This is a genomic window from Enterobacter sp. JS8-1 (assembly GCF_049187015.1).
Lineage (GTDB): Bacteria > Pseudomonadota > Gammaproteobacteria > Enterobacterales > Enterobacteriaceae > Enterobacter > Enterobacter mori.
This window is the reverse complement of the sequence record NZ_CP185805.1, coordinates 2,997,624-3,011,751: the sequence shown is the minus strand read 5'-3', so window position 1 is coordinate 3,011,751 and position 14,128 is coordinate 2,997,624. Positions and strand designations below refer to the sequence as shown.

Genomic DNA, 14,128 nt, shown 5'->3' with positions numbered 1-14,128 from the left:
CGTACATCTCTGTTATCCGCACGCCTGTGCGTTGTTCACGCCTGTATGAAAAATTAAACTTCCTTCTTTATTTCCCGATGGAAAAGTAACAGGTCATCCCTTTACAAGAGGAAACATCATTATGGTAGCAACCAATTTTTTAGGCATCGGGTCGAGCCTGCCGTTTGAAGATCTGCTGGCAAAGGAGCGTGCGGCCAGTTCAGTCAAGCTGAACCCTTATCTGCAAAAACAGAAAACCTATAACGGACAAATCTCCGCGTGGGGGACTATTTCCAGTGCCCTCAGCACCCTGAAGGATAATCTCGGCAAGCTGGAAGATGAGGGTTTTAACGGCGTTAGCGTCAGCGATAACAAAACCTTTAAGGCCACGGCAGGCAAAGGGGCGATCCCGAACAGCTACTCGATTGCCGTGGAGCAGCTGGCAAAAGCGCATCAGCTCGGGGTGACGCGAGATTCACGAGATAAGGATATAGGTAAGAGTGCCGCGACCGTCACCATCGAGATGGAAGGCGGCGACAAACCGCTGGTGGTGGAACTCAAGCCAGACGAAACCTCCCTCGATGATATTGCCAAAAGAATTAATGCGCAAAAGGGCGACGTTGCGGCTGAAGTTGTTACCGTTAAAGAGGGAGAGCACAAGCTCGTCCTGACCTCGAAAAAAACCGGTAAAGACGGTGAAATGACGGTAAAGGTGACGGGGGATGCCGAGGTCAAGAAGGCGCTTGAGGGGGCTGCCGACGTTACTGCTCCTCAGAATGCGGTGGTTTGGCTCAACGGTGACAAGGTAGAACGTAGCACTAACACCATTAAAGATTTGATTACCGACGTAACCCTTGAACTGCGCGAAGTGTCGGAAAAAGACCCTGATGCTGATGCATCCGCTCCGCACCCCTTCAAAACAGAATCCCTCACCATCACCGAAGACACCTCAAAGGTGAAATCGCTGATCGAGGAGTTCGTGAAGAACTACAACAGCTACCTCAGCACCGTCGCCAGCGTCACCAAATACACCGCCCCCGATCGCGACAAACTCGCAGAGGGTGAAATCCCGCTGCCTGACGAAAACAACGGCGCGCTGTTCAGCGACGGCTCCCTGCGCCGTCTGACCAGCCAGCTGAAGGCCACCGTAGTTGGGGAGTACCGTGATGCCGGGGATGTGATCACCTCCCTTGGCCGTCTCGGGATCACCGTTACCTTCGATGGCAAAACGGGTGAGGATCGCACCGGCACGCTCGGCACCCTGACCATCGACAGCAAAAAGCTCGATGCCGCCCTGAAGGACAACCCGAAGGAGGTCGAGGCGCTGTTCCTTGGCAAAGGGGGGAAAGAAGGGATTAAAGATCGCATGGAGGGCATTTTCAACACCTATCTGGGCGATAAGGACGCGATTCAGAAAAAAGAGGGCGTTATTGAAACCGCGCTGGAGTCCCTGCGTCAGCAGGAAAAGCGCGTTGGCAAACAGATCACGGCGGTGCAGAAACGTATCGATGAAGCCATGCTGCGTAGTGAAAAAGCGTATCAGCGCCTCGATAAGGCGATGAATGAAATGAACAACATGAGCACCCGGCTGCAGCAGACGCTGGCGGGGTTAGTTTAATTTTTAGCAATCCGGGCAGCCTGCTGCCCGGCAGGATTTGACGATGTACACCAAAACGGGCAATAACGCCTATACCACCGTTTCGCTGGACAGCCAGATCGCCGGTGCCACGCCGCACCAGCTGATCGTCCTGTTGTATGACGGGGCGATTAACGCCATGAAGCGGGCGGAAATCTACTTTCAGTCCGGGAATACCGCCCGCCGCGGGGAGATGATCTCCCGCGCCATCAATATTATCGACAACGGCCTGCGCGCCGGGCTGGATCACGAGAAGGGCGGGAAAATCGCTGAAGAGCTGGAGAGCCTGTACGAGTATATTTCGCGCACGCTGCTGGAGGCGAATCTCAACAAATCCGGCGACAAGCTGCCGCATCTGATCGCACTGATGACCGGGATGCTGGAAACCTGGCAGGCCATCGCGCCCCAGCACAAGCAGGTGAAACATGGATAAGAACGTGATGGCGCTGATTGAAGAGTTGCTCATCAGCAACGCGAAGCTGAGACAGCTTGCCGGGGCCGGCGAATGGGATGTGTTTCTTGACGAGTCCGTGGCGTACGCCATGGGAATGAGAACGCTGTGTGAAATCGATTTAACCCAGCTGGCACAGCACAATAAGGCGCGGGTAAGTGGCCAACTGGCGCAACTGCTGGAGAACGACGCCATTCTGACCCGCGCCATTCAGGGGCGTTTGACCACCATCAGCACTGAACTCTCCGCCATGCGCAAAACCAGTAGCGTGGCAAAAGCTTATACAGCGGTTTAAGTCCTTTCCCCCCCTCACCCTAACCTTCTCCCTCAAGGGAGAGGGGACTGTTCGGCGCGGTCTTTAATCGTGGCGCAGGTCGGCCTTTTCCCCTCTCCCCTATGGGGAGAGGGCCAGGGTGAGGGGTGTTTCTTTCCTTAAAAAAAACCCGCCAGAGGCGGGCAAAAGAGGACAACGCAGACAGGAACGGTTAGATGCTGATGTTATATTTTCGGCCAGTCGACATCACGCTGGACTCCCCCGCGGGGCCATACAGCGCGTTGGTGTTGCCAACATGGTCGATCACTTTCTGAATATGCTGGTTTTTCTTCATATGGCTTTGCAGAAGCGACTCGACCTGCAGATTCAGGGCCTTGGAGTGGCGCACTTTTTCGTGTACCTGTTGCCAGCTTGCAAAAAGCTTACCCAGCCCCGGGTAAGGGGCTTCTGTCCCGCACTGCTGCTCCTGCTGGCGGCGCATATCGTCGTAATACTGCAGCGTCGACAGGAGCTGGTTTTTATTATCTGCCAGTACCTGCAACGACACAGGGTTGATCTGCGAACGGTTGAGCTGATTCACTTCTTCAATCATGATCGCCTCCAGCTCATCCAGAGACGTTTTCATCTGCGCGAGTATCGGGTAAAGCTTGTCCATAGGGGTCCTGCTAGCCATTAAAACTGAAACATGTCCTGCACCATGGCCTGAGCGATTTTCTCAGGCTCGATGCGCAGGGTGCCTGCCGACAGTGCGGCGCGAAGTTCGGCGACGCGCGCGTGATCCACGTCGCGGCTGTCGTCGGTCTGGATCTTTTTGGTCAACGCGCTCAGGGTGACGTCGGTGTTGTCATGCTTTTCTACGCGTTTTGCCGCAACGTCGTGTTCCTGAGTCTGAGTACGTTGACGTACCTCGTGTGTTGGGGCGATTTTCGCTATCGGCGCGGTGGTCTGGTTGCTGTTAATGCTCATGGTTGTCCTCGCAGGTATTCCGTTTTTGTGACCTATAGTTCTTTCATCGGTGGTTCACAGAAAACCTAAAATTTATTGTTGCGAAAAAATAATCACCTGACCGTCGGCGTTCACTTTTCCGCTCACGGTGCGCCCACCGGCGGTTTTGACTTTCAGCGTGTCATCAATACCCGCGTTATTTAGCGCCTTGCCCTGGCTGCGAATTCGAAATCCGGAACCGGTGGTCACCAGGTCGACCGTCTGCCCTGCGCGCAGCCGCCACTGCTGACGCAGCTGGTTCACCAGAAGCGGTTTACCGGCGTCGATGGCGCGGGTCAGGCGCTGGCCGATAATCGCGTCGGCGTTAAAAATTAAGCCGCCGGGCTGGTTGTCCAGAATGCCGGTAACGGGCTCAATGTCGCTGCGCTGCACAATCGCCCCGCCGGGCAGGCTCTGGCTGGCAATCCACCAGGTGCCCTGGGCGCTGATGCGCACCGGCAAAAAGTGCCGACGTGCGCCGCACTGAGCCAGCACGGTGCGTTTGCCGGTCAGACGGCTGTCGCGTCCCACCAGGCTCAGCTCCGGGTTATCGCACACGGCGGCCAGTTGGGCCGGGGTAGCCAGTAACGTCGCGGTGCGCACAATTTCACCGCCGTTCTCTGGCTGCTGAATCAGTGCGTCCAGCTTGAGCATCAGGCGCTGCTTCGCCGTTTGCGTTGAGGGTACGCTGGCTGCGACGGACGCAGAGCAGAGCAAAACGGCAGCAGCCGCCGCGCTGAATAATCGGAGCTTCATCTTATTGCCTTTATATATAAAACGTGGCTAAATTATATACTCTTCACCAGAGGTTTAATTGCGACAAATAATGACATTCGTGTCGCCATTTACCTTCTTCAACTTTTTAACTCTCCCCTGATTATTTCTATTTCTCTAAATAGGCTTATTTCTGTCGGGTCTTCACAGTGTGATATTCCACCGTCGCTGACTACACTATCGCAGTTTAAATAACGCGAGACAGGAGTCCTGTTGTCATGAATAAACTTGATGATGCCTTTCGCTTTCAACAGCAGGCGTTAGGTTTGCTTTCGCGCCGTCAGGATATTCTGGCGTCGAATATTGCGAATGCCGATACGCCGGGCTATCAGGCGCGAGATATCGATTTTACTCAGCAGTTAAAAGCCGCCATGGATAATACCGCGATGGCGAAATCTCCCGTATCACTGTCATTAACGTCAAATAAGCATATTGAAGGCAAAGCGATGCCGTTTGATGACAGCCAACTGCTCTATCGCGTACCGGATCAGCCGAGCGCCGATGGTAATACCGTGGATATGGATCGTGAGCGCGTCAATTTTGCGGATAACGCCGTGAAATATCAGTCAGGACTGACGTTCCTGGGCGCGGATATTAAGAAAATGATGACTGTGCTCAGTCAGGGGTAATAAACGATGTCGCTTTTTAGCGTATTTGATATTTCGGGCTCGGCGATGGCGGCCCAGTCCCGCCGCCTCAACGTCAGCGCCAGCAATATGGCCAACGCCGACAGCGTGGCGGGGCCGGACGGCCAGCCGTACCGCGCCCGTCAGGTGGTGTTTCAGGTCGACAACTCGGTCGGTCAGGAGATTGGCGGCGTGCAGGTCAGCGACGTGGTGGAGAGCAGTGCGCCGGATCGTCTGGTCTATGAGCCGGGCAATCCGATGGCCGACGAACAGGGCTACGTGCGCATGCCCAACGTCAACGTGATGAACGAGATGGTGAACACCATTTCGGCCTCGCGCAGCTATCAGGCCAATGTGGAGGTGATGAACTCCGCCAAAAGCCTGATGCTGAAAACATTAACTCTTGGTCAGTAAGGACGCATATGGCGGTCTCTTCGATTAACAACAATGGCGGTACCGGCGGTACGGGCACGGGCAGCAGCGCGGCCGATCTGTCGAACCAGTTTATGACGCTGCTGGTCGCGCAGATGAAAAACCAGGATCCCACCAACCCGATGGACAACAACCAGCTCACCTCCCAGCTGGCGCAGTTCAACATGGCGGCGGGTGTCGAGAAGCTCAACACCTCCGTGGCGGGCGTTCAGGCAATGATGGTTCAGCTAGGCAGCATGAGCGCTTCTTCCTGGGTGGGGCGTAGCGTGCTGATTGAAGGGGAGGCGAAAGTCTCCTTCCGTGAACCGGGAATGGGTATTCACCAGGAAGGCGTGGTGCAACCGAGCAATTCAGACGATTTCCACTTCGCGATGGTCGGCGATGCGGAAACCGTTACGGTGACGTTAACGGATTCCGAAGGCAAAGCGTATACCGCAGAGCTGAAGAATGTGAAGTCGGGCATGAACACCTACAACCTCGACGACCTGGAGAACTTCAAGCCGGATCCGGGGCCACCGCGCGATCGCGAATACACCATCACTTTTGATGCCAGCAATCCTGAAGGCGAGAAGCCGGAAATCATTGGCCTGGTTCAGGATCAGGTGCAGGGCGTCACGATGGATCCGAGCGGGCCGATCCTGCATCTGCTGAAGAACGATCCTATCGGCATGAACAAAGTGTTTGTCATTCAAAAATAGTCACTACTTACTTCTGGAATGTAATTATGGGTTTTTCACAAGGTCTTAGCGGCCTGAGTGCTGCTGCAAAAGCGCTGGACGTGGTGGGTAACAATATCGCCAACTCCCAGACCGTGGGGTTTAAAGCAGGTTCCGTTGCGTTTGCCGATATCTTTGCCGGGTCGACGGGGATGGGGGTGCAGGTGGCGGGCGTCAGCCAGAATTTTGGCGACGGCGGGTTAATGAACGGCAGTTCTGCGCTGGATATGGGCATTTCACAACGCGGTTTTTTCCGCATGGTCGACGAGGCGGGCAGCGTGTTCTACGGCCGTAACGGTCAGTTTGAGCAGAACGAAAACGGCTTTATCGTCAACAAAACAAACGGCATGTTTTTAACCGGCTATCAGGCGACGGACGGGGTGATTAACCCCGGCGCTCAGGTTGGGCCGATCCGTATTCCGAAAGACGATATGCCGCCTGCGGCGTCGACTGCGGGGTCGTTGACAGGCAACCTGAAGTCTGGCTCAGAAAAAAAGGACTCCACAAAATTCGACGCGCTCAAGCCTGAAACATACAACTTTGTTAGCGAAGTGGAAACCTTCGACAGTCTCGGTAACCGGCACGCGGTTAAAGTGTTCTTTGTTAATGATGGCGACGGTAACTGGAAGGCTTTCGCCCAGGATTCGACTTCACCAGAGGGGGGAGATAAGACCAAATTTACCGCAATTGATCTGAGCTTTGATGAATACGGAAAGCTCAAAACCCCCGCCACTGGCGTCGTTAAAGGGGATGCTTACGGCGGGGCTGCTGCTCTGTCAGTGACGCTGGATTTGGGCGCGCTTACGCAGTTTTCAAGTGATTCGCAGGTCATGAAGGGCGAAATCGACGGCCAGGCACCGGGCACCTTCAACGGCTATGAAATAAGTGATACCGGCGAAGTGATTGCCATCTACAGCAACCAAAAGCGTCAGACCGTGGCGCAGGTGGTGCTGGCGGACTTTGCCAACGTGGGCGGTCTGGCCCAGCAGGGCAATAACCTGTGGGCGGAAACCGCGCAGTCAGGCCAGCCTTTCCTCGGCACCTCCGGCACCGGCAGCTTCGGGGAGATCACCGGCGGCATGCTGGAGTCCTCAAACGTGAACCTGGGCGACGAGATGGTCAACATGATTGTCTACCAGCGCAACTACCAGTCCAACTCACAAACCATCAAAACCCAGTCTGAAGTTCTGCAGACGCTGGTTAACCTGCGTTAAGGCTGAGTAATGGATCGCGCTATCTATACCGCCATGAGCGCCGCCAACGCGGCGCTTAACCGCCAGGCGGTCACCTCAAACAATCTGGCGAACAGCTCCACCGCGGGCTTTCGCGCTCAGCTGGCGGCCTTCCGTTCGGTCCCTATTGAAGGGGAAAGCCTGCGCACCCGCGCGCTGGTGGCGGAGACGACCCCGTTTCATGACACCACCATGGGGCCGATTACCCATACCGGCCGCAGCCTCGACGTGGCGCTGCCGCAGAACGGCTGGCTGGCGGTGGCGATGGATGACGGCAGCGAAGGCTATACCCGCAACGGCGCTATCGAGGTGGACCAGGACGGGGCGCTCAGCGTCAACGGCCGTCCGCTGATGGGCGACGGCGGGCCGCTGGAAGTGCCGCCGCAGTCGCATATCACCATCGGCAGCGACGGCACTGTCTCGGCGCTCGGCATGGGCGATGACCCGACGGCGCTGGTGCCGGTTGACCGCCTCAAGCTGGTCAACGCCGAGATGAACGGCATGGTTCACGGCGATGACGGGCTGTTTCGCACCGCAGGCGGCAACCCGCTGGCGCAGGACGAAACCCTGCGCCTGACGCCGGAGGCTATTGAAGGCAGCAACGTCAGCCCGGTGCAGGCCATGACGCAGATGATCGCCAACTCCCGCGGCTTTGACATGAACATGAAGGTGATCCGCACCGCCGACGAAAATGCCCAGAAGGCTAACCAGCTATTAAGCGTGAGCTAAGGCCGCGCAAGGAGTCACTATGATTCGTTCCTTATGGATCGCAAAAACCGGGCTGGAAGCACAGCAGCTCAATATGGACGTCATCTCCAACAACCTGGCGAACGTCAACACCAACGGCTTTAAGCGTCAGCGCGCCGTATTTCAGGATCTGCTCTATCAAAACATGCGCCAGCCTGGCGCGCAGTCGACCGAGCAGAACACTCTGCCGAGCGGCCTGCAGCTGGGTACCGGCGTGCGTCCGGTTTCCACTCAGCGTATTCACACCCAGGGGAACATGAACCCAACCGGGGATGAGTACGATGTTGCCATCGAAGGTGAAGGTTTCTTCCAGGTGCAGATGCCGGACGGCAGCACGGCCTACACCCGTGATGGTCATTTTGGCAAAAGCCCGGACGGGCAGCTGGTGAATGCCGAAGGCTATCCCATTCAGCCAGGTATCGTGATTCCGCAGGACGCGCAGAAGCTGACCATCGGTAATGACGGGATCGTCAGCGTGAAGATCCCAGGCCAGGCGGAAGAGCAGCAGATTGGCCAGCTGACGCTGACCACCTTTGTGAACAATGCCGGTCTCGAAAGCATCGGCGGTAACCTCTACAAAGAGACGCAGTCTTCCGGTGCGCCAAACGAGCTGAACCCGGGCATGGAGAGCGCGGGCACGCTGAAGCAGAGCTACGTGGAAATCTCCAACGTTAACGTGGCGGAAGAGCTGGTGACCATGATTCAGGTGCAGCGCGCCTACGAAATCAACAGTAAGGCGGTCTCGGCATCCGATCAGATGCTGCAGCGCCTTTCCCAGCTGTAATCCTCTCTGGCCGCTCGCGCGGCCAGACTTTTTATCGACACTGAAATGAAAATATTGTCTATGCAAATTCCGGCGGCCGCGCTGCTGGCAAGTACGCTGCTGCTTGGCGGCTGCGCGCACATTATGCAAAAGCCCCTTGTTGAAGGTCCGACAACGGCAACACCATTACCGATGGCACCGGCAGCGACCGGCGGCTCACTGTTTCAGGCAGGGCAGGGGATGAACTACGGCTATCAGCCGATGTTCGAAGACCGCCGCCCGCGTAACGTGGGCGATACGCTGACGATCCTGCTGCAGGAGAACGTGAGCGCCAGCAAAAGTTCCTCCGCCAGTGCCAACCGTAATGGATCGGCCGGGATGGGGCTGATTGCGGTACCGACCAAACTCAACAGCTGGCTAGGCGATGGCAAAGCGGATTTCGAAGCCGAAGGCAAAAACGATTTCGCAGGCAAGGGTGGCGCGGCGGCGCGTAACACCTTTACCGGCACCATCACCGTGACCGTGAAAGAGCTGTTGCCCAACGGCAACCTCGGCGTGGTGGGCGAGAAGCAAATTGCCATCAACCAGGGCACCGAATTCATCCGCTTCTCTGGGGTGGTGAACCCGCGCACCATCAGCGGCAGCAACACCGTGCCGTCCACCCAGGTGGCGGATGCGCGCATTGAGTACGTCGGCAACGGCTACATCAACGAAGCGCAGAACATGGGCTGGCTGCAACGCCTGTTCCTGAACCTCTCTCCTTTCTGATATGACCATGAAAAAAGAATCTATCCTGTTTTTTCTCAGCATCCTGCTCTACGGCATGATGCTGGCGGTGCCCAAAGGGGTACACGCGGAGCGTATTCGCGACCTGGCGACGGTGCAGGGGGTGCGTTCTAATTCCCTGATGGGCTACGGCCTGATTGTCGGCCTCGACGGGACCGGCGACCAGACCATGCAGGCGCCCTTCACCGGCCAGAGCCTGAACAACATGCTCTCGCAGCTGGGGATCACCGTCCCGGCGGGCACCAATATGCAGCTGAAAAACATCGCGGCGGTGATGGTCACCGCCGAACTGCCGCCGTTTGCCCGTCCGGGCGACAAGCTGGACATAGTGGTTTCCTCGGTGGGCAACGCCAAAAGCCTGCGCGGCGGCACGCTACTGATGACCCCGCTGAAAGGGGCGGATAACCAGATCTACGCCATCGCCCAGGGCAACATTTTGATCTCCGGCGCAGGCGCGCAGGCGGGCGGTAGCCGCGTGCAGGTCAACCAGCTTAACGGCGGGCGCATCAGCAATGGTGCGACCGTTGAGCGGGAAGTGCCGAACGATTTTAGCACCCAGAACATTGTGCGCCTGCAATTGAACGAGAGCGATTTCTCGCTGGCGCAGCAGGTCAGCGACGCCATTAACCAGCGCTACAGCGGCGGGGCGGCGTTGCCGGAAGATGCCCGCACCGTACGCCTCTTCGCGCCGCCGGACGGTCCGTCCCGCGTGCGCTTCCTCGCCAACATTCAGGATATTCCGGTGAAGGTGAACGTCCAGGACGCGAAGGTGATTGTGAACTCGCGTACTGGCTCGGTGGTGATGAACCGCCACGTGTCGCTCGATTCCTGCGCGGTGGCGCACGGCTCGCTGACGGTGGAGGTGATGCAGAACAACATCATCAGCCAGCCCGATACGCCGTTTGGCGGCGGGGAGACGGTGGTGGTGCCGCAGACCGATATCTCGGTGCGCGACAGCGGCGGTTCGCTGCAGCACGTGCGCAGCAGTACCGATCTGAACGCGGTGATCCGCGCTCTGAACAGCCTGGGCGCGACGCCAAACGAGCTGATGTCGGTTCTGCAGGCGATGAAAAACGCCGGCTGTCTGCGGGCAAAGCTGGAGGTGAACTGATGAACGCTTTCGACAAGCTCGATCAACCCGCCTTTGACGTCCGTTCGCTGGACACGCTGAAACGGGAGGCCGGGCGGCAAACGCCCGGCGCGCTGAAAGCGGCGGCGAAGCAGATGGAGGGCATCTTCGTGCAGATGATGATGAAGAGCATGCGTGATGCCACCTTTAAGGACGACATAATGAATAGTCAGTCGTCTGAGATGTACACCGCCATGCACGATCAGCAGGTCGCACAAAACATTGCCGGGAGTGGTCAGCTCGGCTTTGCCGATCTTATCGTCCGCCAGCTGGGTGGGGAGGTGAGTGACACACCGGTTGTGAGCGCGCCGGGACGCGACGTTATACGACCGGATCTCTCTTCGGCTCCCGCCACCGGCCCGCTGCGGCTGCCCGCGCCGGTCTCCTTCGCTCAACCCTCTGAAGGCGCACACCCGTTTATCGCCCGCCTGCTGCGCCCGGCCCAGGCGGCCGCGCAGCAAAGCGGTTTGCATCCGCATCTGATTCTGGCGCAGGCCGCGCTGGAGTCCGGCTGGGGCAAACGAGAAATCCCGGCGGCGGACGGTCGTCCGAGCCACAACCTGTTTGGCATTAAAGCGACCGGCGACTGGCGCGGCAAAACTACCGAGATCACCACCACGGAATACATCAACGGCGTGAAGCAGAAGGTGAAAGCCGCCTTCCGCGTCTATGACTCGTATGAACACGCGCTGGCGGATTACGCGAAGCTGCTGACTAAAAATCCGCGCTATCGCGGCGTGGTGCAGTCCGGCTCGCCAGAGCAGGGGGCGAAGGCGCTGCAGGCGGGCGGCTATGCGACCGATCCGGCCTACGCCAAAAAGCTCATCACCATTATTCAGAAGGTGAAAGGCGACATTCAGCAGGGCGTGAATGCCTATAAAAACGATCTCGATAAAATTTTTTAGTAATTCCTGTCATCACCGATGAAATAAGCAGAGCCATGAACTTTCCGGCCCGGACGCAAGCCCGGGCCAGCAAACAGGGAATATCCAGATCTTATGAATAACTTATTTAACCTTGCGAGAGGCGGTCTGAGCGTCGCGCAGTCGGCATTACGCGTAACGGGCGATAACCTGACCAACGGCATGTCTGGCACCTACAGCCGACGCAGCCTGATTATTGGCGAACTGGGCGGGATGTCTACCGGCCAGGGCTTTTTTGGCTATGGCGCCCGCGCCGGTGGCGTTGAGCGTCATTATGATGCTTTTGCCAATAACCAGATGCGCGGTTCGCTTTCACAGTACGCTTCACTCGCCGGGCGCATGGAGCAGCTAGCGGATATCGACAACATGCTGGCCGACGAGTCCGATAACGTCTCGGTCTCGCTGAACGACATGTTTAAGGCGATGGCGACGCTGAGCGGCGATCCGGCGGACGGTCCCGCGCGTGCGGCGGTTTACAACTCCCTCGGTACGCTGGCAAACCGGTTTAACGCCAGCGCCAAGCGCCTGACCGCCCTGGAAAAAAGCACCAATACGCACATTGAGCAGAGCGCTAAGGACATCAACAGCTATACCCAGCAGCTGGCGGAGCTGAACAAACAGCTGGAGCGCGCGCAGGGCAATGGCACCCCGCCTGCCGATCTGCTCGACCAGCGCGATGCGCTGCTGGAAAAGATGAGCGAGCATATCGGGGTCACCGTGACGGAAGACAAAATCTCCGGGCGTGTGGATGTGACCCTGTCTGACGGACGCCCGCTGGTGTCCGGCGACAGGGCCTATAAGCTGCAAACCTCACCGTCGGATAGTGACCCGAACAAAATCATCGTCTCCTACGTGGATGCGAACGGCAAAGCCTCGCCGCTGGACGAAAGCAGCATCACCAAAGGTCGTCTGGGCGGGTTGTTTAAATTCCGTAACGAAGACCTGACCGTTGCCCGCCAGGAGCTGGATCAGATCGCCTTTACGATGGCGAACCGCATGAACGAACAGAATGCGGACGGTTTTACGCCAGATGGCGCGAACGGTGGGGATCTCTTCTCACTGGCGGATATCAAAGCCTATGCCAATGCGAAAAACACCGGGACCGGCAAGCTTGAGGGGATAACCGTCACCGATTACAAAAATGTGAAATCGGAAAATTACACCCTCACCAGCGATGGAGCAGGGGGATGGACTGTCACGGGGGCTGATGGTCGCACAGTGCCTGTCGACACCGGTACGGCCGGGAAACTGAAGTTCGAGGGCGTGGAAATTGATATCTCAGGCGGTGGTTTTAACGCGGGCGACAGTTTCACCTTCAACCCGATGGCGGGCGCGGCCGAAGGGATGACCCGCAAAATCACCAGCGCGCAGGAGTTTGCGGCGGCGGGTGATAAAGACGGTGGTCCGGGCGACAACAAAAACCTGGAAGCGATGCTGAAAATCCAGGACGAGAAGCTGATCGGGAAAAACACCCTGACCGAAGCCTATGCCAGCCTGGTCGGGACCATCGGCGACAGCGCGCGCGGCGTGAGGTCGGCGCTGGCCAGTGCTGAAACCGACTTTCAGACCAAGTACGACACCAAGCAGGCTCTCTCCGGCGTCAATATGGACGAAGAGTACATCAACCTGGATATGTATAAGCAGTACTACAACGCCAACGCGCAGCTGCTGAAAACCGCTACCGATATGTTTGATGCCCTGCTGTCTATCCGATAAGGAACTGATGATGCGATTAAGTACGCTGTATATGTATAAAAATAGCGCCGAGACCATGACGAAGCGTATGAGTCAAAGCAATGATGTTTATTTGCGCATGTCGGCAGGCAAAACGCTGCTGAAAGCGTCGGACGACCCGGCGGCAGCGACCGACGCGGTGAAGCAGCAGGACGCGCTGGCAAAGCTGGAGTTGTACAGCAATGTGCGTTCCCGGGCGCGGGGTGCGCTGGAGCATCAGGACAACATCCTCAACGGCGTGGGGAATTTGTTAACGACTACGCTGAAGGAAAAAATCATTGCGGCCAAAAGCGATACCTACTCTGCGGAGGATCGCCGGGCGTTAGGGGAGGAGATCAACGGTATCCGCGCCAATCTTCTCGACTTAGCGAACAATCGCGACGCCAGCGGGAACTATATTTTCTCTGGATTTAAAACGGATACCCCCGCGTTTGATGAAGTGGGTAACTACCGTGGTGGTGAAGAGGTGCGCAGGCAAACCGTGGCTGACGGAACTGAAATGCAGGTCAGCCATCTGGGTAGGGAGGTCTTCGACGACATTTTCACGGTGTTGAATGACGCCGTGGCCGCGCTGACCGCCGACCCTGACGGCGCGGATTACGACGCGAACCTCAAAGCTGCTCTCAGCGCCGCAAGCCAGGCTGTGGATGACGGTATCAACCGTCTGGGCAAAGCCCAGGCCGAAATTGGTACTAACCTGCAGCAGCTTGATGCGCTGGATCTGTCCGGTGCGGTGCTGATCAACGACACCATTGTGAAAGTGCAGAACGCCATCGGTTCCGATACCAGCAAGCTGGTATCGCTGGTCTCTGAATCGCAGATGTCGGAGCTGGCCTTCAATGCGTCGATGTTCGTCTACAAAAAAATGCAGTCGATGAACCTTTTCAACATGTCATCCAATTAACCTTCCAGTGGCGCCGGCCCTGCGCGGTCGGTGAAAAT

Annotated in this window: 17 protein-coding genes; 14 read left to right on the top strand and 3 right to left on the bottom strand. The window is 57.3% G+C overall.

Going from position 1 to position 14,128, the window contains the following annotated elements; all coding sequences use genetic code 11:
• Nucleotides 1-121 precede the first annotated feature (121 nt).
• From fliD to ACOQH0_RS14365, 3 genes are read left to right on the top strand one after another with little or no spacing between them, the layout of a single operon-like run.
• Nucleotides 122-1,597 (top strand): flagellar filament capping protein FliD, encoded by a 1,476-nt coding sequence (gene fliD / locus ACOQH0_RS14375; protein ID WP_421510654.1) that lies wholly within the window; start codon nt 122-124, stop codon nt 1,595-1,597.
• 43 nt (nt 1,598-1,640) lie between these two features.
• A complete protein-coding gene (gene fliS / locus ACOQH0_RS14370; protein ID WP_421510653.1) occupies nt 1,641-2,048 on the top strand; it encodes a flagellar export chaperone FliS in 408 nt (135 codons plus the stop codon).
• Nucleotides 2,041-2,361, top strand: coding sequence for a flagellar protein FliT (locus ACOQH0_RS14365; protein WP_421510652.1), 321 nt, complete (start codon nt 2,041-2,043; stop codon nt 2,359-2,361). Before fliS ends, ACOQH0_RS14365 begins: the two co-directional genes overlap by 8 nt.
• 190 nt (nt 2,362-2,551) lie before the next feature.
• On the opposite strand, the gene ACOQH0_RS14360 is transcribed toward ACOQH0_RS14365, so the two are convergent.
• The 3 genes from ACOQH0_RS14360 to flgA form a co-directional block, all read right to left on the bottom strand.
• Nucleotides 2,552-2,995, bottom strand: coding sequence for a flagella synthesis protein FlgN (locus ACOQH0_RS14360; RefSeq protein ID WP_420985351.1), 444 nt, complete (start codon nt 2,993-2,995; stop codon nt 2,552-2,554).
• Between the two features lie 17 nt (nt 2,996-3,012).
• Nucleotides 3,013-3,306 (bottom strand): flagellar biosynthesis anti-sigma factor FlgM, encoded by a 294-nt coding sequence (gene flgM, locus ACOQH0_RS14355; RefSeq protein ID WP_421510651.1) that lies wholly within the window; start codon nt 3,304-3,306, stop codon nt 3,013-3,015.
• 72 nt (nt 3,307-3,378) lie between these two features.
• Complete coding sequence (gene flgA, locus ACOQH0_RS14350) at nt 3,379-4,080, bottom strand: flagellar basal body P-ring formation chaperone FlgA (RefSeq protein WP_421510650.1); 702 nt, start codon at nt 4,078-4,080, stop codon at nt 3,379-3,381.
• A gap of 236 nt (nt 4,081-4,316) precedes the next feature.
• Between flgA and flgB the strand changes: the two genes are divergently transcribed.
• From flgB to flgL, 11 genes are all read left to right on the top strand, one after another.
• A complete protein-coding gene (gene flgB, locus ACOQH0_RS14345) occupies nt 4,317-4,727 on the top strand; it encodes a flagellar basal body rod protein FlgB (protein ID WP_420985354.1) in 411 nt (136 codons plus the stop codon).
• A 6-nt stretch (nt 4,728-4,733) separates the two neighbouring features.
• Nucleotides 4,734-5,138, top strand: a complete 405-nt coding sequence (gene flgC, locus ACOQH0_RS14340) for a flagellar basal body rod protein FlgC (protein ID WP_421510649.1) — start codon at nt 4,734-4,736, stop codon at nt 5,136-5,138.
• Nucleotides 5,139-5,146: 8 nt separating this feature from the next.
• Nucleotides 5,147-5,854, top strand: coding sequence for a flagellar hook assembly protein FlgD (locus ACOQH0_RS14335; protein ID WP_421510647.1), 708 nt, complete (start codon nt 5,147-5,149; stop codon nt 5,852-5,854).
• 26 nt (nt 5,855-5,880) lie between these two features.
• Nucleotides 5,881-7,086 carry a flagellar hook protein FlgE gene (gene flgE, locus ACOQH0_RS14330; protein ID WP_421510645.1) on the top strand — a complete coding sequence of 402 codons (1,206 nt, stop codon included), beginning with the start codon at nt 5,881-5,883 and terminating at the stop codon, nt 7,084-7,086.
• A 9-nt stretch (nt 7,087-7,095) separates the two neighbouring features.
• The gene (locus ACOQH0_RS14325; protein WP_421510643.1) at nt 7,096-7,833 is read left to right on the top strand and encodes a flagellar basal body rod protein FlgF; all 738 of its coding nucleotides are present in this window, start codon (nt 7,096-7,098) and stop codon (nt 7,831-7,833) included.
• Between the two features lie 19 nt (nt 7,834-7,852).
• Nucleotides 7,853-8,635, top strand: a complete 783-nt coding sequence (flgG, locus tag ACOQH0_RS14320) for a flagellar basal-body rod protein FlgG (RefSeq protein ID WP_211448754.1) — start codon at nt 7,853-7,855, stop codon at nt 8,633-8,635.
• A gap of 60 nt (nt 8,636-8,695) precedes the next feature.
• Complete coding sequence (locus tag ACOQH0_RS14315; RefSeq protein ID WP_421510642.1) at nt 8,696-9,382, top strand: flagellar basal body L-ring protein FlgH; 687 nt, start codon at nt 8,696-8,698, stop codon at nt 9,380-9,382.
• A gap of 1 nt (nt 9,383) precedes the next feature.
• Nucleotides 9,384-10,511 (top strand): flagellar basal body P-ring protein FlgI, encoded by a 1,128-nt coding sequence (locus ACOQH0_RS14310; RefSeq protein WP_134348031.1) that lies wholly within the window; start codon nt 9,384-9,386, stop codon nt 10,509-10,511.
• Complete coding sequence (gene flgJ, locus ACOQH0_RS14305) at nt 10,511-11,434, top strand: flagellar assembly peptidoglycan hydrolase FlgJ (protein ID WP_421510640.1); 924 nt, start codon at nt 10,511-10,513, stop codon at nt 11,432-11,434. Before ACOQH0_RS14310 ends, flgJ begins: the two co-directional genes overlap by 1 nt.
• A gap of 93 nt (nt 11,435-11,527) precedes the next feature.
• Nucleotides 11,528-13,168, top strand: a complete 1,641-nt coding sequence (gene flgK, locus ACOQH0_RS14300) for a flagellar hook-associated protein FlgK (RefSeq protein ID WP_421510639.1) — start codon at nt 11,528-11,530, stop codon at nt 13,166-13,168.
• 10 nt (nt 13,169-13,178) lie between these two features.
• Nucleotides 13,179-14,090 carry a flagellar hook-associated protein FlgL gene (flgL, locus tag ACOQH0_RS14295; RefSeq protein WP_421512361.1) on the top strand — a complete coding sequence of 304 codons (912 nt, stop codon included), beginning with the start codon at nt 13,179-13,181 and terminating at the stop codon, nt 14,088-14,090.
• Nucleotides 14,091-14,128 lie beyond the last annotated feature (38 nt).